The sequence below is a fragment of the Streptomyces sp. NBC_00096 genome, from assembly GCF_045041305.1.
Taxonomy (GTDB): Bacteria; Actinomycetota; Actinomycetes; order Streptomycetales; family Streptomycetaceae; genus Streptomyces.
In genome coordinates this window covers 3,882,100-3,903,538 of sequence record NZ_CP108221.1, presented here as the reverse complement: position 1 = coordinate 3,903,538, position 21,439 = coordinate 3,882,100, and the positions used below count along the sequence as shown (strand labels likewise).

Here is a 21,439-nt window from a genome sequence, read left to right as displayed (position 1 = left end):
TCAGGGGGAGCGCCGTGGGAGGGTCAGGCGGGCCTGGGCGCCGCCTGTTGGGGGGTTGGTGAAGGTGAGGGTCGCGCCCAGGGTGCGGGACTGGCCCGTGGCGATGGTCAGGCCCAGGCCGTGGCCCTTCTTCGTGCCCTCCGTGCGGAAGCGCTGCGGGCCGCTCGCGAGGAGGTACTCCGGGTAGCCCGGGCCCGCGTCCGTCACCGTCAGGGTCGGGCCGTCCACCGTCACCGTGACCGGGGCCGCGCCGTGCTCGTGGGCGTTCTCGATCAGGTTGCCGAGGACGCGTTCCAGGCGCCGGCGGTCCGTCTCCAGGCGCAGGGCGGAGCGTACGACCAGGGTGGCGGGCTTGGCCGACGCGCGGATCGCGCGGGCCGCCAGGTCGGACAGGTCGTACGGGTCCAGCTCCGGGCGCTCGCTGCGCGTGTCCAGCCGGGAGATCTCCAGCAGGTCCTCCGTCAGCGAGCACATCGCGCGCACCCGGTCCCGTACGAGCTCGGCCGGGCGGCCCGGCGGAAGGAGCCCGGCGGCCGCGTTCAGGCCGGTCAGGGGGGTGCGCAGTTCGTGGGCCACGTCCGCCGTGAAGCGCTGTTCGGTTTCGAGCCTGCGCTGGAGGGAGGAGACCATGGTGTCCAGGGCGTTCGAGACCGCCGCGACCTCGTCCTTGGCGCGCGGGGAGTCCCCCACGCGCGCGTCGAGGTCGCCCGCGCTGATCCGGCGGGCCACCTGCGCCGTCCGGTGCAGGCGGCGGGTGATCCGGGTGACGCCGAACCCGCCGATCAGCAGCGTGCCGCCGATGGCCAGTACCGAGGAGCCGATGATGGCCCGGTCCAGACCGGCGATGGCCTCCTCGCTACGGCTGAAGTCCACGGCGGCAGTGAGCACCCCGCCCCCGGCGGCGGGGCCCGCGGCCCACATCGCGGACTTGCCGCGGTGCTCGCCGACGGCCGTGCCGCGTCCGCCGCCCGCCGCCAGCTCCCTCAGGTCCGCCGGCAGTCCGTCGGGGTGCAGGCCCTCGCCGCGCGGCAGGTCCGAACCGGTCCCGTGGAGGGCGGTGACGCGGTCGAGCTTGGCCAGCGCGCGCTCGCGCGCGATGCCGACGGTCTGGCGGCTCATCGCGTCGTGGACGAGCGCGCCGAGCAGTGCCGCGAGGCCGCAGCACATGAGGGTGATGAAGACCGCCGCCTTGCAGGTGAGGGTGGCGGTCCAGGCCGGGAGGCGTACGGAGGCCGGCCTGCGGCGCCTCACGCCACCAGGTCGGCGTAGAGAATGACGTTGTTGGTGCGGTGGCCGTCCTTCAGCTCGCCGCCGCAGGTGAGCAGGCGCAGCTCGGGACGGTTCGTGTCCCCGTAGACCTTGTCGGTCGGGAAGTCCTTCTTGTTCACGTCCTCGATCTCGCGGATCTTGAACTTCGCCGTCTTCCCGTCCTCGCGCGCCACCTCGATCAGGTCGCCGAGCTTGATCTTCTTGACGTTCTTCATGACCGCGGGCCCGTACTTCGTGTCGAAGTGCGCGACGAGGACGGACGCGCCCTTCTCCCCCGGAGTGACGCCCTCGGTCCACCACCCGGGGTTGTCGGCGTCGGTGTCGGCGTTCGGCACGCCGAGCTCACCGGTCGCCGGGTCCACCTTGAGGTCGACCATCTTCTTCGCGTTCACGCCCGCCGCGTCGATCTTCATGCCGGTCGGCTTCGACCTCGGGAGCGCGGGCGCGCCGACACCCGCGGGGGCGGGGGCCGCCGTGCTGCCCACCTTCGGGTCCGGGGGCAGCTTGGCGCCGCCGCCTCCGCCGCCGCACGCGGTGAGGAGGGTGGCGGCCGTGAGGGCGGTGAGGGCGGTGAGCGATACGGCGAGGGGGCGGGGGCGGGTCATGGCGTACTCCGGGCAGCGGGGCGGCAGGGGGGTGAGGCGGCGGGGTGGCAGCGGCGGGACCGGGCCCGCCGGGCGGACCCGGAGTCGGCGTCCGTCCGGCGGGCCGGGGAAGGGAGGGGGTGCTGTGGGTCAGCCCTCGGTGCGGTGGCGGCGGAGCATCGTGAAGCCGAGGCCCGCGGCGCCCGTGGCCGCCAGACCGGCGCCGCCCGCGAGCAGGAGGGTGCCGTCGCCGGAGCTCTCCACGCCCTCGGCGCCGGCCCGTACGCCGCCCTTCGGGGTGACCTTCTTGTCCTGCTTGACCTCGGGCTTCACCGACGGCTTCACCGACGGCTTGGTCTCGGGCTTCGCCGACGGCTTGGCGCCCTCGGTCCAGCCCTTCATCGTGCCGTCCGGGTTCAGGAGGAAGTACGCGCCGTTGTGCTGCGCGCTGTCGGCCCTCTTGCCGTCCGTCTTCATGGTGTGCCAGACCGACGTGCCGTTCAGCAGGTCGGCCTCGTAGCCGCCCTTGGTCTTGTAGACGCGGGCGTCGAAGCCGGAGCCGCCGAGGTTCCGGTGCTCCTTGACGAAGGTGCGGCCCTCCTGGCCCTTGCCCTCGGTCATGCCCTTCGCCGTCAGCCCGCCGTTGAAGTCCAGGGTGAAGACGACCCCGCCGATGGTCCGGGTGGTGGTCGTGGACCCGCCCTTGCCGTCGTGGGCCTTCAGCGTGCCCTGGACCTTGCCGCCCTTCATGACGTCGGCCTCGTAGCCGAGCGTCGCCGTCTTCTTGCCGCCCTCGTACTGCGCCAGCTCGTAGACCGTGCCGCTCCAGCCCTGCTCCAGGTGCACCGTGCGCAGCGCCTCGCGCTTGGTCTCCTTGGCGGGCGCCGTCGGCGCGGTCGGGGCGGAGGGGGAGGCGGACGCGGAGGGGGAGGCGGATGCGGAGGGGGAGGCCTCGGAGGGGGAGGCCGCGGGGGCGTCCGACGCGAAGGCGTGGGCGGTCGGCAGGGCCAGTGCGGTGACGGCACCGGCGGCGACGGCGGCGGTACGGAAGGTGGCGCGCATGGAGTGGTTCCCCTCGGGTCGGCGTCGCCGGTGGTCTCGGTCCGGGCTGCCCACCCCTTTCGGGTGGTTTGCCCTGGCGACAAGCAAGACGCTACGAGGGTCATGTTTTGGTAATGCGTAGGCAACGTAACAGCTGACCGGACAGCGGCCCACGAAGGCGTAAAGACCCTCACCCGGCACCAGAACTGGGACCAAAGTCCCAGGTCAAGGGCAGACGAAAGCCCTCCCGGTCGAACCGGGAGGGCAATTCACGACGATGTCCGGGACCGGGCGCCGCCCTTCAGCTGAGCCCTCTGCTGCGCTCGCCGATGCGGTCGCCCTGCGGGGTCCCCGCCCGCTTGAGTTCCGCCTTCGTGTGCGCTCCGCCCTTGACCTTGCTCCGGACCGGACCCTCGAACCCGTGCGCCTGCTGCACGGCGCGTGGGAGGTGGGTCACCTCCACGGCCTTCGCGACAGCCGCCTGGAAGTCCTGCTTCTGCTCTTTGCTCATCCCGTCGTCACTCCCTAAAGACTCGGGGCACCCAATCGGACTACTGGGATCGTATGCATATAAAGGGGCCAACGCACCCGGACCGGACGTAAAGAATGTTGGATCAAGAAGGGTGCGCCGAGCGGATCAAGCCTTCGGCGGAACCTGACGCTCCGGCGTCCCCAGCACCTCGTAGACCAGTTCCTCCGGACACGGCGTCCCCCGCGGCAGCTGGTACTTCGCCGCCAGCCTGTACTCCCCCGGTGCCGGGGCCAGCAGCTCGGTCCACACGTCCCCGGTGGCGTCCGGGGGCGCCTTGAACAGGCATCCGGCCGTGTTCGCGTAGACCTTCGGCTTCGCCTTCTCCTTCGGCCCGGTGGAGGCTCCCGTCTCCTTGTCCTTGTCCTTCTCCTTGTCCTTCTCCTTGCCGGCCGCCTTCGAGGCCTCCGTCTCCTGCGGCGGCTCCACCGGCTTGCCCGCGCCGTCCACCAGGCCCAGCCACGGCGAGTGCGGGATCCGCACCAGCACCCGTCCGGCCTCTTTCACGTCGATGACCAGCTGGTCGGCGCTCGCCCGGACGACGGTCGCGGGGCCCGCGACCAGGTCGGTCGGGTCCACGACCTTGAAGAGCTGCCAGTTCTCGTCGCCCCACACCTGCTGGAGGTACGGGAGCCCCTCGCGCACCAGCTTCGCCTCGGCCTTGCCGCCCTCATCGGGTTTGTCTGCGGGCAGCACCACGTAGTGCACGGCCCAGCGCTCCAGCCAGTCGCGGTAGGTGCCGGCCGTGAGGGTGTCGTCGTAGAAGACCGGGTTCCGCTCGAGGTCGGCCTGGCGGTTCCAGCCGCGCGCGAGGTTGACGTACGCGGGGAAGGCGGAGGACTCGCGATGGCTGCTGGCCGGGACCACCTCGACGCGGCCGCGGTCGGCGCCCGCCTTCTGGAGCTGGTCCACCAGGGGGGCCAGCTCCCGGCTCCAGGAGGCCAGCGGGGTGGTGCGGACGATGTCGGTGACGCTGTTGACGGTGATCCACGCGGTCAGCCCGGTGAGGGCGAGGACCAGCCCGTACCAGCGGCGCGTGCGCCCACCGCCCCCGCCGCCGGCCCCGGCCCCCGTCCCGGTCCCTGCCTCCTTGCGGGCGGACTCGTACGGCAGCGCCGCCAGCAGCGCCGCCCCGCCGAAGAGCATCGCCAGCCGGGTCACGTTCGAGCCGACCTGGGAGTCGACCGCCCAGGTCAGCGCCACCCCGAGGGCGTATATCGCGGACGCGGTCCGGACCGTCTTCCAGCCCTTCGGTACGAGGAACAGCGCGGCCAGCGCGCACCCGAAGGGCAGCGCCGCCGAGACCAGCTTCATCGGCTGGGTCCCGGAGAACGGGAACAGCCACGCCGACAGCCCGACCACCGCCGCCGGCGCCAGGCCCAGTGCGTACGCCCCCGGGCGTCGCATGTTCAGGAACAGCGCGGCCGCGATCACCCCGAGGAAGAGCCCGGCGACCGGGCTGGAGGCGGTGGCGACGGCCGCGAGCGGAGCCGCGACGGCGGCCTTCGCCCAGCGCCGCTCGGCCCATTTGCGGGGCCAGCAGAACACGGCGGCGACGGCCCCGAGCGCGAACATCACGCCGAGGCCGAAGGTGACGCGGCCCGACAGGGCGTTGCACAGCAGCCCGTACACCCCGGCCAGCGCGGGCCACAGCGGCTCCCGCACCGCGCCGCGGCAGCGGGTCAGGATCAGCGCGAGCAGTCCGGCCGAGACCGTACCGGCGATCATCATCGTGGTCCGGACGCCGAGCACGTGCATCACGTACGGCGAGACCACGCTGTACGAGACCGGGTGCATGCCGCCGTACCAGGCGAGGTTGTACGCCGTGTCGGGATGGCGGCCCACGAACTCGGCCCAGGCGTCCTGCGCGGCGAGGTCGCCGCCGCTGTTGGCCACGGCGAGGAACCAGATCACGTGCAGCAGCGCGGCCAGCGCGGTGGCCACCGCCACGGGGTGCTGGCGCGCCAGGTCGAGGGCACGGCGGACCGGACCGGCGGGGGCCGGCAACTCGCCGGGCCCGGCCTGCGGCCCTCGGCCGCCATGGCCCCGGCCCCGGTCCCGGTCCTTTTCCTGTAGCTCAGCGATGGTCACGCCGGCGTACTCCCCAACACGATGAGTCTCCGCTCCCTCGGTGCGTCCTCGGCCCGCCCTCGGTCCATAGACGCGGTCCGGCGCCCCGGGGTTGCCCCGGGGTGCCGGACCGCTCCACTCGCGGGCGGCGTCGGCCGACGCGCGTCAGCCGACGCGCGTCAGCTTCTGGCCGATGCCGGGCGCGGTGAGGTCGCTCTGCAGTGCCACCGGCACCTTGACCTGGCTCGCGCCCTCGCCGACGGTCAGCACGCCGATCTCCGAGCCCGCCTTGGCGGTCTGCGGGAGCTTGCCCGTGCCGTCACCCAGCTTGACGGCGACGGTGAGGGCCGGCCAGCCTACGGCGTCGACGTCACCGGTGGCCACGACCGGCACGCGGCCGCCGAGTCCGTCGTCCACGTAGCCGACGACATCGCCCTTCTTGACGACGGCCGCGGCCGTGAGCGCCTTCTGGGTGGCGATCATGACGTCCTTGCTCGCCGCGATCGCGGTGTCGAGGATCGGCACGCCGTGCTGGCCGAGGACCGCGCCGACGATCAGCTGGTTGGTCTTGCCGACCTTCTTCTCGGCGGCGAAGAGCAGGTTGCCGCCGGCCTTCGTGGTGGAGCCGGTTTTGATGCCGAGCGAGTTGTTGGCCGGAATGAGGGTGTTGTAGTTCCGCCACTTCTTGCCCGAGGGGTCGTACCACTCGCCCATCTTGGTGATCGCGATCAGCTCCGGCATCTCGACGATCTTGAGCCCGAGCTTGACCTGGTCCTCGGCGGTGGAGACCGTCGTCGCGTCCAGACCCGAGGGGTCCGTGTACGTCGTGTTGGTCATGCCGAGTTCCCGGGCGGTGTCGTTCATCTTCTTGACGAACGCCTCCTGCCCGCCGTCCCAGCGCGCGAGCAGCCGCGCGACGTTGTTGGCGGACGGGATCATGATCGCGGCGAGGGCGTCGTACTGCGAGAGCTTGTCGCCCTCCTTCAGCGTGTTGACCGTGGACTCGCCCTCGCTCTCCTTCTTGCCGTCCTCGACCGCCGTCTTGTCGACGGGGATCAGCTGGCCCTTCTCCCCCTTCTTCATGGGGAAGTCCTTGAGGATGACGTAGGCCGTCATGGCCTTGGCGACGCTGCCGATCGCGACGGGCTTCTGGTCACCGAAGCTCCCCACGGGGCCGAGGCCGGCCGCGGCCACGTAGGCCTGGCCCTCCTTCGGCCACGGCAGGGACGGGGCCGAGCCGTCGAAGGTGTACGAGGTCTTCGCGGTCATCCGCAGCGTCGGCTCGGGCAGCGGGCGCACCAGCTGGACTACGGCGAGCACCACCGCGAGCAGCACCAGGATCGGGGCGTAGATCTTGAACCGCCGCACGGCGGTGCGGGCCGCGCTCGGGGGCGGGGGCGGGTTGTTGGTCAGGTCCGCCAGCATGTCGAGCGGCGGCTTGGGCGGCAGCGGCTGCTGCGTGGTCCGCTCGGGCGACTCCCGCGTGACGGCGGGGGCGGGCGGCGGCACCGGGGTCGGCGCCGCGGCCGGGGCGGGCGCGGGGGCCTTCGGGGCCGGAGCCTTCGGGGCGGGAGCAGGGACGGCGGCCGGGGTCTTCGGGGTGCCGGGTCGGGCGGGCGCCGTGGCCGGCGCCGGTCCGGCGGCGGGCCGCCCGGTCGTGTCATCGGTCCGCAGCGGTACGAAGGTGCTCGAGCGCTCCCCGCCGACGGCGTGCGGCGGCACCGGCCTGGAGGCGGGGGTACCGGATCCGGGGGTGGCGGTGCCGGGCTTGGCGGAGCCGGGGGCGGCGGAGCCGGGCCTGATGGCACGGAACACGGCGGTGCGCTCGCTGTCGGCCGGCTCGTCATCGGCCGGAGCGGCCGGAGCGGCCGGAGCCGGAGGCTTCACGGCACGGAACACGGCGGTGCGCTCGCTGTCGGCCGGCTCACCGGCCGCGGGAGTGGCGGAAGGCTTTCCGGCAGCCGGAGCAGCCGAGGGCTTGTCACCCGAGCCCGAACCCGAGCCCTCGGAGCCACCCGCCGGACCGGAACCGGAACCCGTGGGCTTGGCCGCGGCAGCCGGCGGCTTCACCGCACGGAACACGGCGGTGCGCTCGCTGTCGGCCGGCTCACCGGCCGCGGGAGCCTCGGAGCGCTTGCCCGCACCCGGAGCAGCCGGAGCGGCCGGAGGCTTGTCTCCCGACCCCTCGGAGCCCCGCACCGGAGTGCCACCCACGCCGGAACCGGAACCGGAACCCGCGGGCTTCCCGGTGGCAGCCGGCGGCGTCACGGCACGGAACACGGCGGTGCGCTCACTGTCGGCCGGCTCACCGGCCGCGGGAGCCTCGGAGCGCTTGCCCGCACCCGGAGCAGCACCGGAACCCGTGGCCGGAGGCGTCACCGTACGGAACACGGCCGTGCGGTCGTCGGCAGCCGGCTCGGCGGTCGACCCGGCGGACGCCGCGGGCTTCTCCGAGGATCCGGACCCGGACGGTGTCGCGGCCGGACGACCCGCACGATCCGAAGCGGAATCAGAAGGAGCAGGCTTGTCGGCGACGACCGGGGGCGTCACGGCGCGGAACACGGCGGTGCGCTCGCTGTCGGCCGGCTCGGCGGCCGGAGCGGGCGCAGGCTTGACGTTCGACTCGGCGACCGGCTCGGCGGGCGCCGCCGCAGGCTTGCCCGAGGACCCGGACCGGCCCTCCGGAACGCTCCCCGCACCCGCCGAAGCGGAACCGGGCGAAGCGGAACCGGGCGAAGCGGAACCGGGCGAAGCGGAACCGGCAGCGGCGGAACCGGCAGCGGCGGGCTCGTCACCGGCGGCCGGCGGCGTCACGGCACGGAACACGGCCGTGCGCTCGCTGTCGACCGGCCCGGCAGCCGGAGCGGCCGACTCGGCAGACCCGGCCGACTTCGCCGCCGGCTCCGCATCCGAAGCATCCGAACCCTCGGCGGCCGAAGCCGCACCGGAAGCACCCGCACCCGCACCCGCACCCGGCGGAACCTCATCCGGCTCGTCCCCGGAGGCTGGGGTCTCCGCCGTGGCGACCCACGCGGCCACCGCTTCCCTCAGCGGATCGCGCGCCCCGGACCGCTCACCGAGCCGGTCAGCGGACCGGTCAGCGGACTCGCCGGACCGCTCCTCCGGGTCCCTCGGCCGGAACACCGAAGCCCTCGGGTCACGCGCTTCGGACGACTCCGTCGCCCCCGACGCTCCTTCATCAACCGACTTGTCGGGGGACTCGCCCGCCACCAGTTCCTCCTCGATCGCCATCACGTCCGGCTGTCCGAATGTCTAACAGTGTCCCGTCTAGGGGGCATCGCCCCCGTGCCAGACGAGAACGACATAGCTGACGGTTCCCGCGCAAAGCGGTCAGGCGCTCTCGACAGATGAATGTGAGAGGCGTCACCCTGTCACTCATCCACGCGGGGAGGCATGGATGGGCAGGAGCCGCAGAACAATTCCGGAGGAGCTTCTGCTGCTCGCTTTGGACCCGGCCACGGGTACCACGGCGCAGCCGCAGTCGCTCGACCTCGGCCTGGCCGGGGCACAGCTAGTGGAGCTGGCTCTGGCAGGACGGATAGCCCCTGATGGGGATCGTATCGCCGTGGTGATGCCACGGCCGACAGGAGATCCGACTCTGGACTCCGCACTGGAACTGCTGCGCAGGCGCGGCAGCCCGGTTCGGGCGGTCCACTGGATCGGCGGACCCCGCCTGGGGCTCCGCCAGATTTACCTCGCTCACCTGGAGCGTTGCGGCATGGTCCATGCCGTCGCGGGCCAGATGTGCGGGGTGCTGCCGACGACTCGCTACCAAGCGACCGACACAGCGATCAGCCGGGAGATCCGAGGCCGGCTGGACAGTGCGATCCGCACCGGTGTACCGCCGGACCCGCGGACCGCGGCGCTTGCCGCACTGGCCCACGCGGTCGGACTCGGCAAGCACCTGTACCCCGGCAACGAGGGGCGGTCGTCCAGGTCCCGGCTGCGGGACCTGATCCGGCACGACCCGATGGGCGGACTGGTGGCTCACGCCGTCATGGACGTCCAGAACGGTGTGGCCGCACAGCCGCGCCGTGACCGGGCACCGGCCGCACAGCCCGTCCGGGCCACTGCGGCAGCCGTACCGCTGCAGCCGCGCCGGACCGGTGCGATGGCCCGCGCGGCCGCGCACTGATCCCACCGGCAGGAAACGCAGGGCAGCAGCACAGCAGGACCGCACCGCACGCACCACAAGCACCACAAGCACCAAAGCCAGCACACGCACACGCACCACGCGCAGCACACGCAACGCCACCGCCGTGACCGGCGTCCCCAGGACCCGGTCCGGGAGCCGCCAGCGCGCGGGGTGGCGAGGCCGGTATCCCGGCCCCGCCGCCCCGCGCGTTTGCTTTCCGGAGCGGATCCGGGCCCGATCCACACCCGATCCACACCCGATCCGCACCCGATCCGGGCCGTTCCCCAGCGGGCCCACGTGCTTCGGTGGCAGTCTGCTCACCATCAGACACGCAGAGAGACAGCAACAGAAGAAGGCGGAGGTGCCGTTCACGTGGCGTCCAATGTCAATCCCACCGTCCGACGCCGCCGACTGGGCATGGAGTTGCGCAAACTGCGCGAGGACAAAGGCATGACCGCCGAACAGGTCGCGGAGCGCCTGCTCGTTTCCCAGTCGAAGATCAGCCGGCTGGAGAACGGCCGCCGTTCCATCAGCCAGCGCGACGTCCGCGACCTGTGCGACGTTTACGAGGTCGAGGACCGGCGACTCGTCGACTCCCTCATGCAGATGGCCAAGGACTCCCGCCAGCAGGGCTGGTGGCACGCCTTCGGCGACATCCCGTATAGCGTCTACATCGGCCTGGAGACGGACGCCGCCAGCCTGCGCACCTACGAGCCCCTGGTGATCCCGGGGCTGCTCCAGACCCCGGAGTACGCCCAGTCGCTCGTCCGCGGCGCGTGGCCGGAAACGGCTCCGGTCGACGTGGAGAAGCGCGTCCAGGTCCGGATGCACCGCCAGAAGCGGCTCTCCGAGACCGAGAACAGCAATCCCGAGATCGGGCCGCTGCGCCTGTGGGCGGTCATCGACGAGGCGGCCCTGCGGCGCCACGTGGGCGATCCGCAGCTCATGATCCGGCAGCTGGAGTTCCTGATAGAACAATCGGAGAAGCCGCACGTCACCGTCCAGGTGATGCCCTTCTCGATGGGGGCCCACCCGGGCGTCAACGGCCAGTACGCCATTCTGGAATTCCCGGATGCTTCCGACTCCACGGTCGTCTACATCGAAGGCGTGACGAGCGACTTGTACCTGGAGAAGGCCAACGACGTTCAGAAATACAGCGTGATGTACGAACATCTGCGTGCACAGGCACACAATGTGGACCAGACCAGGCAGTTCATCTCGCAGATCATCGAGGACTTCGCGGGCAAGGGGAAGTGAGGTTCGACGAAAAGGCCGGTACGGTACACCGTCGATCCCCGGCCGCAGAAGGCCTGAATGGAATATGCCACTCGGTCGGGTGAACGCCCCCTTCGCACAACCGGAGCTGCGGGTAGCGTCGATCACGTCAGCCGGAGCAATGGCCGACATGACACCGGAACCACTCGCTGAACCGGAGAGAAACATGGCTATTCGTCAAGGTGCAACGGAAAACTGGACCAAGTCCTCGTACTCCGCAAACGGCGCCTGCGTCGAAGTCAAGTCCCCCGTCATGGAGGCCATCGCGGTCCGTGACTCGAAGGTGCAGAACGGCCCGTCCCTCACTTTCGCGCCCGGTACCTGGACCTCGTTCGTCGCCGACGTGACCGAGGGCCGGCTGGGACGCCTCGCCTGAACATCGAGGCGAGCATCCCAACCACCGTCATACGAACAGCGCCATACGCACTACCCGCACCACCCGCACCACTGACTGGAGCCCTCTCGACCGGCCCGCCGTCCTGGCCGAGGGGGCTCGGCCATGTCCGCGGGCCGCTCCGGCACTACGGAGCTACGGAGCTACGGAGCTACGGAGCTACGGAGCTACCGCAGCTGGTCGACGTACCGGTCCGTCCCCGGCACCGTCGGGATGAACGGCGCCACCAGCTCCACCCGCCCCAGCCCCGTCTCCGCCACCTCGGCGTCCAGCCCCTGGAACCGGTCCCAGCAGGTGCGCGGGTCGGCCTCCAGGAACCACAGCAGGGTCAGCCGGGTGTCGACGCCCTCCACCTGCTTCACGTAGGTCATCCGGTCCCCGGGCAGCGGCGTCGGCCGGAAGACGGTGACCATCGCGGCCGGTGAGCCGGCCAGCCGCTTGGGCAGGGCTCGCGAGCGCAGCCACTCCAGCAGTTCGGCCCGCTGCCCGGGCCCCTCCGCGTCGACGACCTGGACGACGAGCCCGCCGTAGGGGTGGTCGAGGGCGTGGAAGTCGCGGGGACCGGCGGCGCCGTCGCGGTAGACGGTGGCCTCGTGGTCCTGGAACGCGGTGAAGACGTGGGTGCGGTCCTGGTAGACCCGGCCGTCGCGGTTGAGGCGCTTGTTGATGCCGACGGTCCACTTCATGTGCTCGTCGTAGCGGCCCTCGGTGACCCAGTACGTGGATATGTAGCACCCGGCGGTGACGGGCTGGGCGACGGCCGACTTCTCCGGGTAGCGCAGCTCCTGGAGCTCGCGGGTCGCGACCCAGCGGCGGCCGGCGTACATCCAGGGCATGGCCATGGCGCCGGCATAGTAGTGGTCGTCCTCGTACCAGCGGTTGTACGCGAACTCGTGGCCCGGGTGCGGTTCGACCATGGTGATCAGGGCGTGGCCGGGGTGGACCCCGTAGGGGCCGACCGAGGCGAGCTCGGCGTAGTCGTCGGCCCGGGTGTCGGCCTGGATGTTCCGCTCGTCTGCTGTCATGGGAAACGGTCTAGCTGATAGAGCGTCAGATGGGGAGCCCTCGGGGCCGGTTCAGCATCCGATACATAGGTGCCGTCTACACATTCATGCGGCTACGATGCGCGCACCCGCCTCCCGAAGGAGCCCCCGTGCCCGCCTCCGCGCCCGCCTCCGCACCCGGCCCCGCCACCCCTTCCACGGGTGCCGCCACGGATGCCGCCGCTCCACCCGCTCCCGCCCCGGCCGCCCCGGCCGTCGCCGCCCCGGCCGTCGCGCCGCCGCCCTTCGCCGCCCGGATGCGTACGACCGCGCTCTCCGCCGTCCGCGCGATCCTGGCCGTCACCGCGCAGCCCGGCATGATCTCCTTCGCCGGCGGTCTGCCCGCGCCCGAGCTCTTCGACGCCGAGGGCCTGCGGGCCGCGTACGACAGCGCCTTCGCGCACTCCGCCCGCCGCGCACTCCAGTACTCGACCACCGAGGGCGCCCCCGAGCTGCGCGCGGCGGTGGCGGCGCGGCTCGACGGGCGGGGGCTGGCGACCGCCGCGGACGACGTACTGATCACCACCGGCTCCCAGCAGGGGCTCAGCCTGCTCACGACCGCGCTGATCGAGCCGGGCGACGCGGTCCTGGTCGAGAACCCCACCTACCTGGCCGCGCTCCAGGGGTTCGCGCTCGCCGGCGCCCGGGTGGTGCCCGTACCGTGCGACGGCGAGGGCATGCTCCCGGACGCGCTGGCCGAGCTCGTCGCCCGCGAGCGCCCCAAGCTCCTCTACACGATCCCCACCTTCCAGAACCCGACCGGCCGCACCCTCCCCGCCGCCCGCCGGGCCGAGGTCGCGGCGGTCGCGGCCCGGCTCGGACTGTGGCTGCTGGAGGACGACCCGTACGGTGACCTGCGCTACGAGGGCCACGACCTGCCGTGGCTCGCCGCGCACCCGGGGGCGGAGGACCGCACCGCGCTGCTCGGGAGCTTCTCCAAGGTGATGGCGCCGGGGCTCCGGCTCGGCTGGCTGCGCGCACCGGCCGCGCTGCTGCGCGGGGCGGCGCTCGCGAAGCAGGCGGCCGATCTGCACACCTCGACGGTGGACCAGCTGGCGGCGGCGGAGTACCTGCGGACGGCGGACCTGGACGCGCACGTGGCCAAGGTCCGCGGGGCCTACCGGATCCGGCGCGACGCCCTCCTGGCCGGGCTGCCCTCGGCCCTCCCGCCGGGCTCCACGTGGAACCGGCCGGAGGGCGGCATGTTCGTCTGGGCCCGCCTCCCGGAGGGCCACGACGCGACGGCCCTGCTCCGTGCGGCGGCCGCCCGCGGGGTCGCCTTCGTCCCCGGCGCCCCCTTCTTCGCCGAGTCCCCGGACCCCCGGACCCTGCGGCTGTCGTTCACGACGCACACGGCCCCCGAAATCGAGGAGGGCCTCCACCGCCTGGCGGGGCCCTGCCGGGAGCTGACTGGGAGGTAACCCCTGCCGGGGGGCGAGGCCACCCCTGCCGGGAGCTGACGGGAAGGCCACCCCCGGCAGGGGGCTGGCGGGTAGGCAACCCCCGGCCGGGGCGCGACGGCGGGCGCCCGCCGAGGGCGCGGGCACGCCCCGGGACCGCCGGGGACCGCCGGGGACCGCCGGGGACCGCCGGGGACCGCCGGGGACCGCCGGGGACCGCCGGGGACCGCCGGGGACCGCCGGGGACCGCCGGGGACCGCCGCAGGCGGCTCACCTGGGGCTCCGCCCCAGACCCCGCTCCTCAAACGCCGGAGGGGCTGGATTTTCCAGACCGCGGACGTGCACGCGCAGCCGGCTCCGGCCAACTCCAGCCCCGCCGGCGCTTGAGCCTCCGCCGGACGCAAATAGAGCCTCGCCGGCGCTTGAGGAGCCGCCGGAGGCAATGGAACCCCGCCCGCGATCGAGGCACCGCCGGAGGCAGCCCAGCCCCGCCGGCGTTTGAGGCGCCGCCGGAGGCAATGGAACCCCGCCGGCGTTCAAGGCACCGCGGGAGGCAATCCAGCCCCTCCGGCGATTGAGGAGCCGCCGGAGGCAAATCGAGCCCCTCCGGCGATTGAGGAGCGGGGGCCCGGGGCCCGGCCTCGGTGGCGGGAGCACAGGGGGTGCGGGACTCAGTCCCGTAAGCGGCGGGAGCGCAGGGGCCCGGAGCTGAGTCCCGTAGGCGGGAGCGCATGGAACCCGGAGCTGAGTCCCGTAAGCGGGAGCGCATGGAACCCGGGGCTGAGTCCCGTAGGCGGGAGCGCAGGGGGTACGGGACCCGTCGCGGGGGTTCCCTCGCTGCGCCGCGCGCCGTAGCCTGACGGCCCGTCAGATACAGGTCCGCGTCCCAGGAGGCCCGCACCATGTCGCCGCTGCTGCTGCAAGGCAAGACCGTCATCGTCTCGGGAGTGGGGGCCGGGCTCGGCCATCAGGTGGCCGCCACCGTCGTCCGCGACGGCGGCAACGCCGTGCTCGGCGCGCGGACCGAGGCGAACCTCGCCAAGTCCGCCGCCGAGATCGACCCCGACGGCGCGCACACCGCGTACCTGCCGACCGACATCTCCGACGAGCGCCAGTGCGAGGCCCTCGCCGCCCTCGCCCAGGAGCGCTTCGGCGGTGTCGACGCCGTCGTCCACGTCGCCGCCTGGGACTCGTACTTCGGCGGCCTCCAGGACGCCGACTTCGGCACCTGGCAGCAGATCCTCGACGTGAACCTGCTCGGCACCCTGCGCATGACCCGCGCCTGCCTGCCCGCGCTCAAGCGCACCGGCGGCTCCGTCGTCATCATCGGCACCCAGTCCGCCATCGCCTCCCCCAACGAGGTGCAGCAGGCCGCCTACGCCGCCTCCAAGGGTGCGCTGACCTCCGCCATGTACTCCATGGCCCGCGAGCTCGGCCCGCACCGCATCCGCGTGAACACCGTGCTCCCCGGCTGGATGTGGGGCCCGCCGGTCCAGGCCTTCGTCACCTTCACCGCGCACACCGAGGGCGTACCCGAGGCCGAGGTGCACGCACGGCTCACCGACCGCATGGCCCTGCCGGATCTTGCCACCGACGGGGACGTCGCCGACGCCGCCGCCTTCCTCGCCTCCGACCGGGCGCGGGCGATAACCGGCCAGTCCCTGCTGGTCAACGCCGGTGAGCTGATGCGATGAGGCACTCCGCCCCGGAGCGAGCGGATCGTATGCTCGGCCCATGACCACTCCGAGTGACGCTCCGACCGAGAACTCGATGCGCCGCGCGCTCCGCCGCGCCCGCGACGGCGTCGCGCTCGACGCGACCGAGGCGGCCGTACTCCTGCAGGCGCGCGGCGAGGCCCTGAAGGACCTCGCCGCCTCCGCCGCCCGAGTACGGGACTCCGGGCTCGAAGCCGCCGGCCGGCCCGGCGTCATCACGTACTCGCGCAAGGTCTTCATCCCCCTCACCCGCCTGTGCCGCGACAAGTGCCACTACTGCACCTTCGTCACCGTGCCGGGCAAGCTGCGCCGCGACGGCCACGGCATGTACCTGTCCCCCGACGAGGTCCTCGACATAGCCCGCCAGGGTGCGGCCATGGGCTGCAAGGAAGCCCTGTTCACGCTCGGCGACCGGCCCGAAGACCGCTGGCCCGAGGCCCGCGAGTGGCTCGACGCGCACGGCTACGACGACACCCTGGCCTACGTGCGCGCCATGGCCATCCGCGTCCTGGAGGAGACCGGCCTCCTCCCCCACCTCAACCCCGGCGTGCTGTCCTGGTCGGACCTCCAGCGCCTCAAGCCGGTGGCCCCGTCGATGGGCATGATGCTGGAGACCACCGCCACCCGCCTGTGGTCCGAGCCCGGCGGCCCGCACCACGGCTCCCCCGACAAGGACCCGGCCGTGCGGCTGCGCGTCCTGGAGGACGCGGGCCGCTCCAACGTCCCGTTCACCACCGGGGTCCTCATCGGCATCGGCGAGTCCTACGAGGAGCGCGCGGACGCCTTCTTCGAGCTCCGCCGGATCCAGCGCAGCTACCACGGCATCCAGGAAGTCATCGTCCAGAACTTCCGGGCCAAGCCCGGCACGGTCATGCGCGCCATGCCCGACGCGGAGCTGGAGGAGCTCGCCGCGGCCATCGCCGTGGCCCGCCACATCCTCGGCCCGGGCGCCCGCATCCAGGCCCCGCCGAACCTGGTCGACTCCGAGTACGCGCTGCTCATCGGAGCCGGCATCGACGACTGGGGCGGCGTCTCGCCGCTCACCCCCGACCACGTGAACCCCGAACGCCCCTGGCCGCACATCGAGGAGCTGGCCGAGCGCACCGCGGCCGCCGGCTTCGAGCTGCGCGAACGGCTCACCATCTACCCGGAGTTCCTGCAGCGCGGCGAACCCTGGCTGGACCCCCGGCTGCTGCCGCACGTGCGCGCGCTGGCCGACGCGCAGACCGGTCTGGCGGACGAGTCCGCGACCGTCGAGGGCCGCCCGTGGCAGGAGCCGGATGAGGGCTTCACGGCGTACGGCCGCACCGATCTGCACACCGCCATCGACACGCAGGGCCGTACCGGCGACCGTCGTGAGGACTTCGACGAGGTCTACGGCGACTGGGAGGCCCTGCGCGAGGCGGCCGCCCCCGGGATGGTGCCCGAGCGCATCGACACGGACGTACGGGCGGCGCTCGCGCAGGCCGCCGACGATCCGACGAAGCTCACCGACGACCAGGCGCTGGCGCTGCTGCACGCGGACGGCCCGGCGCTGGACGCGCTGTGCCGGATCGCGGACGACCTGCGCAAGTCGGTGGTGGGCGACGAGGTCACGTACATCGTCACCCGCAACATCAACTTCACCAACGTCTGTTACACCGGCTGCCGCTTCTGCGCCTTCGCGCAGCGCCGCACGGACGCGGACGCGTACACCCTCTCGCTCGACCAGGTCGCCGACCGGGCCGCCCAGGCCTGGGACGTGGGCGCGGTCGAGGTGTGCATGCAGGGCGGCATCCACCCGGACCTGCCCGGGACGGCCTACTTCGACATCGCGCGGGCGGTGAAGGAGCGGGTGCCGGGCATGCACGTGCACGCCTTCTCCCCGATGGAGGTCGTCAACGGCGCGACGCGCACGGGCATGTCGGTACGGGACTGGCTGACGGCGGCCAAGGAGGCCGGGCTCGACTCCATCCCGGGCACGGCGGCGGAGATCCTGGACGACGAGGTCCGCTGGGTCCTCACCAAGGGCAAGCTCCCGACGGCGGACTGGATCGACGTGGTCACGACCGCGCACGAGCTGGGCATCCGGTCCTCCTCCACGATGATGTACGGGCACGTGGACCAGCCCCGCCACTGGCTGGGCCACTTCCGCACCCTGGCCTCCATCCAGCAGCGGACGGGCGGTTTCACGGAGTTCGTGACCCTGCCCTTCATCCACACCAACGCCCCGGTGTACCTGGCGGGCATCTCCCGCCCGGGTCCGACGGTGCGCGACAACCGGGCGGTGACGGCGATGGCCCGGATCCTCCTGCACCCGCACATCCCCAACATCCAGACCAGCTGGGTCAAGCTGGGAGCGGAGGGCGCGGCCGAGATGCTGCGCTCGGGCGCCAACGACCTCGGCGGGACCCTCATGGAGGAGACCATCTCCCGGATGGCGGGCAGCAGTTACGGCTCGTACAAGTCCGTACAGGACCTGATCGCCGTGGCGGAGGCGGCCGGCCGGCCCGCGAAGGCCCGTACGACGCTGTACGGGGAGGTCCCGACGGAGCGCCAGGAGGCGGCCCGCGCCTCGGACGGTCATCTGCCGGAGCTGCTGCCGGTCCTGGACTGACGGACGTGCGCGGGCCCGGCCGGGGGACAGCCCGGCCGGGCCCGCGCGTCCGTGTCCCGGGCTCAGCCCACCAGCAGGTCCTTCTTCAGCTGCTTCAGCTCGCGGGAGTCGATGCCGAGGCCGCTCTTGAGGTAGTTGTCGAAGGTGCCGTACTTGGCGGTGACCTCGTCGTACCCGGCGTTGAGGTACTCGGGGCGCACGTCGAGCATCGGCTTGTACACGGCGGCCTGGGCGGCCGGCAGGTGCGAGAGGATCGCGTCGTTGGCGGCCTTGCGGTAGTCGTTGCTGGCCAGGTAGTCGGCCATCACCGTCTCGCCGGGGACGCCGAGGGCGGTCAGCAGGGAGGCGTTCGCCCAGCCCGTGCGGTCCTTGCCCGCGGTGCAGTGGAAGAGGACGGCGCGGTTGCGGTCGCGCTCGATCCCCTCGAAGACCTGGGTGTAGGCCTTCTTGCCGCCGTCCCCGCTGACCATGGACTTCTCGGCGTCGACCATGGCCTTGACGGCGGCGTCGGGCGAGGTCGGCATGGCCTGGAAGGAGGGGGAGCCCGCGAAGACGTCGGCGACGACGTAGCTCGCGCCGGCCGGGACCTTGTCGGCGTCCTTGGTGCGCTCGCTCTCCATGCGGAGGTCGAAGACCGTCCTGACGCGCAGGCGCTGGAGCTTGGCGAGGTCGTTGTCGGTCAGCTTGTTGAGGGCGTCGGAGCGGTAGATCTCGCCCATCTTGACCCACTGGCCGGTGGTGGTGCGGTAGCCGCCCGCGTCACGGAAGTTCGAGGTGCCCTCCAGCTTGATCAGCCGGTCGGCCAGGCGCAGTCCCTCGCCACGGGCGGGCTCGAAGTCGAACCACTGCCGGTCGGCGGCGGGCAGCCCGCTGACCACGGCCTGACCCTGGGCGCCGCCCTTGGCCACGACCTTGCCGTTCGCCCTGATCTCGACGCGCGGGGTGCCCTTGGCATTCCACTTCAGGGTGTACGACCCGTCGGCGCCGGCGGTGACGGTGGCCTCGGTGAAGGGGATCGCGGACCGGCCGTGGTGCTGGCCGGCCCAGGGGAAGTCCCAGCCGGAGGCGGTGGCGGCGGGGGCCGCGACCAGGGTGAGGGTGAGCGTGGAGGCGACGACGGTCGCAGCGAGCAGTGCCTTCTTCATGCCTCTGAGGTTGTTGGGCTCCGGATAACTCCGCGTGAACTTGGCATGGCCTGAACTGGTGGGGTGCAAGGCGACTGACAAAACGTGCCACCCGCCTGGCCGGCGCAGAACCGGACCCCCCGGGCCCCAGCCCCTCCACCGGACCTCCACCCGGCCCCGTGCTCGGGCCTCCGCCCAGCCCCGCCCACGGACCTCCGCCCCGACCGGCCCACGGACCTCCACGCAGGCCCACCCACGGACCTCCGCCCGGACTCCCACCCAGACCCGCCCACGAGACTGCGCCCGGGGTCCGCCCGGTCCCGGCTGGCTCGGCTCCGGCCCGTCAAGTCCCCGCTCCGCTCGAGGCCCCCTGGGGCTCCGCCCCAGACCCCGCTCCTCAATCGCCGGAGGGGCTGGATTTTCCAGACCGCCGACGTGCACGCGCGGGCGACGCCGGCCAAAATCCAGCCCCGCCGGCGATTTTTGCGACCTTCCCAGCCCCACCAGCCTTCAAGGCCGCCCTCCCACCCCCACCAGCCTTTGAGGCGGTCCTTCCAGCCCCGCCGGCGATTGAGGCGGCCGCCGCTCGCCGGGGTTTGAGGCGGTCGCCCTTCGCCCGCCTTTGAGGCGGCCACCTCAGCCTCGCCGGCGTTTGAGGCGGTCTTTCAGCCCCGCCGGCGATTGAGGCGCGGGGCCGGGGCGGAGTTTCGGGGACGCGGGCCTGTGCGGCGGGCGGGGGTAGAACCGTCCCCGCACCCCGCAGGGGAACGGCGGAAACAAGCCGTTCCCTGCCCCCATACGGGCCGCATGACCGACTGGTTCCGGACCCGACCGATCCTGTCCACTACAGTGCCCGCCAGAGCACGCGCGCGGGCAGTCCGGGGGGATCGTATGGACACGGCGACGGAAACGTCCGGGGAGCATCGAAGCCAGGCCAGCACGCCCGAGCCCCCGCCGACCCCGGCCCCGGCACCCGCACCCGCACCCGCACCCACACCCACCCCCCTCGGCCCCGCCACCGGCCCCACCGCAGGTGACACCATCGGCGGTCGCGCCGCCGTAACCACCGGCCTCTGGGGCCGCGCCGAGCAGCAGGACTTCCGCAGCCGCGTCAGAGGAACCCTCCTCGGCTCCGCCATCGGCGACGCACTCGGCGCCCCCGTCGCCGCCCTCGCCCTCGCCGCCGTACTCGAAGCGCACGGCCCGGCCGGCCTGACCGAACCCGTCCCCCGCGGCACGGTGACCGCCGCCACCCAGCTCACCCTCTTCACGGTGGACGGCCTGATACGGGCCCACGTGCGCCGGGACACCGGCGCCTGGCACCCGCCGACCGACGTGCACCGCGCGTACCTCCGCTGGGCCGCCACCCAGCACGACTGGGGCCCCGACGAGCGCCGCGCGGACAACGGCTGGCTGGCGCGCGAGGAGTGGCTCTACGCCCGCCGCGACCCCGCCCGCGCCTGCATGACCGGGTTCGCCGACCCCCGGCTCGGCACCCTGGACCAGCCGAAGAACCCCACCGCCCTCGACCCGGCCGCCGCCACCCGCTCGGCGCCCTTCGGGCTGCTGGTCGGCTGGGAGCCGGCCCTGGTCCTCCAACTCGCCGTCGAGTGCGCCGCGCAGAGCCACGGCCACCCCACCGCGTACCTCGCGGCCGGCGCGCACGCCGTCATCGTCCACGGCCTGACCCGCGGCGAATCCCTCGACTCCGCCGTCCAGCGCGCCCTCGGGCTGCTCGGCGCCCGCCCCGGCCACCAGCCCGTCACGGACGCCCTGCAGCGCGCGCTCTCGGCCGTCACGCTCGGCGCCCCGTCGCCGCAGGCGGTCGAGGCCCTGTCCCCGGGCGACGGCCGCGACGCCGAGGAGGTGCTGGCCATCGCCGTGTACTGCGCCCTGGTCGCCGAGAACGTCGCGCACGGCCTGCGCCTGGCCGTGAACCACGGCGGTGACTCCGCCGCCACCGGCGTACTGTGCGGCTCCCTGCTCGGCGCGCAGCACGGCGAGACCGCCCTCCCGGCGGCCTGGCTGGCCGGCCTCGAGGGCCGCGCCGCCGTCCTGGAGATCGCCGACGACTTCGCCCTGGAGATGACCCAGGGCCCGGCCCTCCACGGCCCCGCCGCCGCCTCCACCACCTGGCTGACCCGCTACCCCCAGCTCTGACGCCCCGAACCCACCGGGCCCGCCGGGGGCGGCTCCACCCGGAGCAGCCCCTGTGCCCCTATCGGCGCACGGAGGCCGACGGG

Annotated in this window: 15 protein-coding genes; 7 read left to right on the top strand and 8 right to left on the bottom strand. The window is 73.0% G+C overall.

The window, feature by feature from the left end; translation table 11 throughout:
* From OG904_RS17195 to OG904_RS17170, 6 genes are all read right to left on the bottom strand, one after another.
* Nucleotides 1-1,251, bottom strand: coding sequence for an ATP-binding protein (locus tag OG904_RS17195; protein ID WP_405491858.1), 1,251 nt, complete (start codon nt 1,249-1,251; stop codon nt 1-3).
* The gene (locus OG904_RS17190) at nt 1,248-1,874 is read right to left on the bottom strand and encodes a sortase domain-bontaining protein (protein WP_405491856.1); all 627 of its coding nucleotides are present in this window, start codon (nt 1,872-1,874) and stop codon (nt 1,248-1,250) included. Before OG904_RS17190 ends, OG904_RS17195 begins: the two co-directional genes overlap by 4 nt.
* Nucleotides 1,875-2,003: 129 nt before the next feature.
* Nucleotides 2,004-2,915: a hypothetical protein gene (locus OG904_RS17185; protein WP_405491854.1), complete on the bottom strand. Its 912-nt coding sequence runs from the start codon at nt 2,913-2,915 to the stop codon at nt 2,004-2,006.
* A gap of 280 nt (nt 2,916-3,195) precedes the next feature.
* Entirely contained in the window at nt 3,196-3,405 is a 210-nt protein-coding gene (locus OG904_RS17180) for a hypothetical protein (protein WP_405491852.1), read from the bottom strand.
* Between the two features lie 126 nt (nt 3,406-3,531).
* Nucleotides 3,532-5,514: an MFS transporter gene (locus OG904_RS17175; RefSeq protein WP_405491850.1), complete on the bottom strand. Its 1,983-nt coding sequence runs from the start codon at nt 5,512-5,514 to the stop codon at nt 3,532-3,534.
* A 144-nt stretch (nt 5,515-5,658) separates the two neighbouring features.
* Nucleotides 5,659-8,745, bottom strand: coding sequence for a serine hydrolase (locus tag OG904_RS17170; RefSeq protein WP_405491848.1), 3,087 nt, complete (start codon nt 8,743-8,745; stop codon nt 5,659-5,661).
* A gap of 166 nt (nt 8,746-8,911) precedes the next feature.
* Between OG904_RS17170 and OG904_RS17165 the strand changes: the two genes are divergently transcribed.
* From OG904_RS17165 to OG904_RS17155, 3 genes are all read left to right on the top strand, one after another.
* Nucleotides 8,912-9,649: a GPP34 family phosphoprotein gene (locus tag OG904_RS17165; protein ID WP_405491846.1), complete on the top strand. Its 738-nt coding sequence runs from the start codon at nt 8,912-8,914 to the stop codon at nt 9,647-9,649.
* 372 nt (nt 9,650-10,021) lie between these two features.
* A complete protein-coding gene (locus OG904_RS17160) occupies nt 10,022-10,906 on the top strand; it encodes a helix-turn-helix domain-containing protein (protein ID WP_405491844.1) in 885 nt (294 codons plus the stop codon).
* A gap of 184 nt (nt 10,907-11,090) precedes the next feature.
* Nucleotides 11,091-11,300: a DUF397 domain-containing protein gene (locus OG904_RS17155; protein WP_405491842.1), complete on the top strand. Its 210-nt coding sequence runs from the start codon at nt 11,091-11,093 to the stop codon at nt 11,298-11,300.
* 185 nt (nt 11,301-11,485) lie between these two features.
* Here the strand turns inward: OG904_RS17155 and OG904_RS17150 are convergent, their stop codons facing one another.
* The gene (locus OG904_RS17150) at nt 11,486-12,343 is read right to left on the bottom strand and encodes a hypothetical protein (protein ID WP_405491840.1); all 858 of its coding nucleotides are present in this window, start codon (nt 12,341-12,343) and stop codon (nt 11,486-11,488) included.
* 275 nt (nt 12,344-12,618) lie between these two features.
* Between OG904_RS17150 and OG904_RS17145 the strand changes: the two genes are divergently transcribed.
* The 3 genes from OG904_RS17145 to OG904_RS17135 all read left to right on the top strand — a co-directional run bounded on the left by OG904_RS17145 (nt 12,619) and on the right by OG904_RS17135 (nt 18,072).
* A complete protein-coding gene (locus tag OG904_RS17145) occupies nt 12,619-13,782 on the top strand; it encodes a PLP-dependent aminotransferase family protein (protein ID WP_405498076.1) in 1,164 nt (387 codons plus the stop codon).
* 881 nt (nt 13,783-14,663) lie between these two features.
* Complete coding sequence (locus OG904_RS17140; RefSeq protein WP_405491838.1) at nt 14,664-15,455, top strand: SDR family oxidoreductase; 792 nt, start codon at nt 14,664-14,666, stop codon at nt 15,453-15,455.
* A gap of 40 nt (nt 15,456-15,495) precedes the next feature.
* On the top strand, nt 15,496-18,072 hold the full coding sequence (locus tag OG904_RS17135) for a bifunctional FO biosynthesis protein CofGH (RefSeq protein ID WP_405491836.1): 2,577 nt from the start codon (nt 15,496-15,498) through the stop codon (nt 18,070-18,072).
* A 62-nt stretch (nt 18,073-18,134) separates the two neighbouring features.
* On the opposite strand, the gene OG904_RS17130 is transcribed toward OG904_RS17135, so the two are convergent.
* On the bottom strand, nt 18,135-19,217 hold the full coding sequence (locus OG904_RS17130; protein WP_405491834.1) for a tyrosine-protein phosphatase: 1,083 nt from the start codon (nt 19,215-19,217) through the stop codon (nt 18,135-18,137).
* Between the two features lie 870 nt (nt 19,218-20,087).
* Between OG904_RS17130 and OG904_RS17125 the strand changes: the two genes are divergently transcribed.
* Nucleotides 20,088-21,356, top strand: coding sequence for an ADP-ribosylglycohydrolase family protein (locus OG904_RS17125; protein WP_405491832.1), 1,269 nt, complete (start codon nt 20,088-20,090; stop codon nt 21,354-21,356).
* Nucleotides 21,357-21,439: the final 83 nt, after the last annotated feature.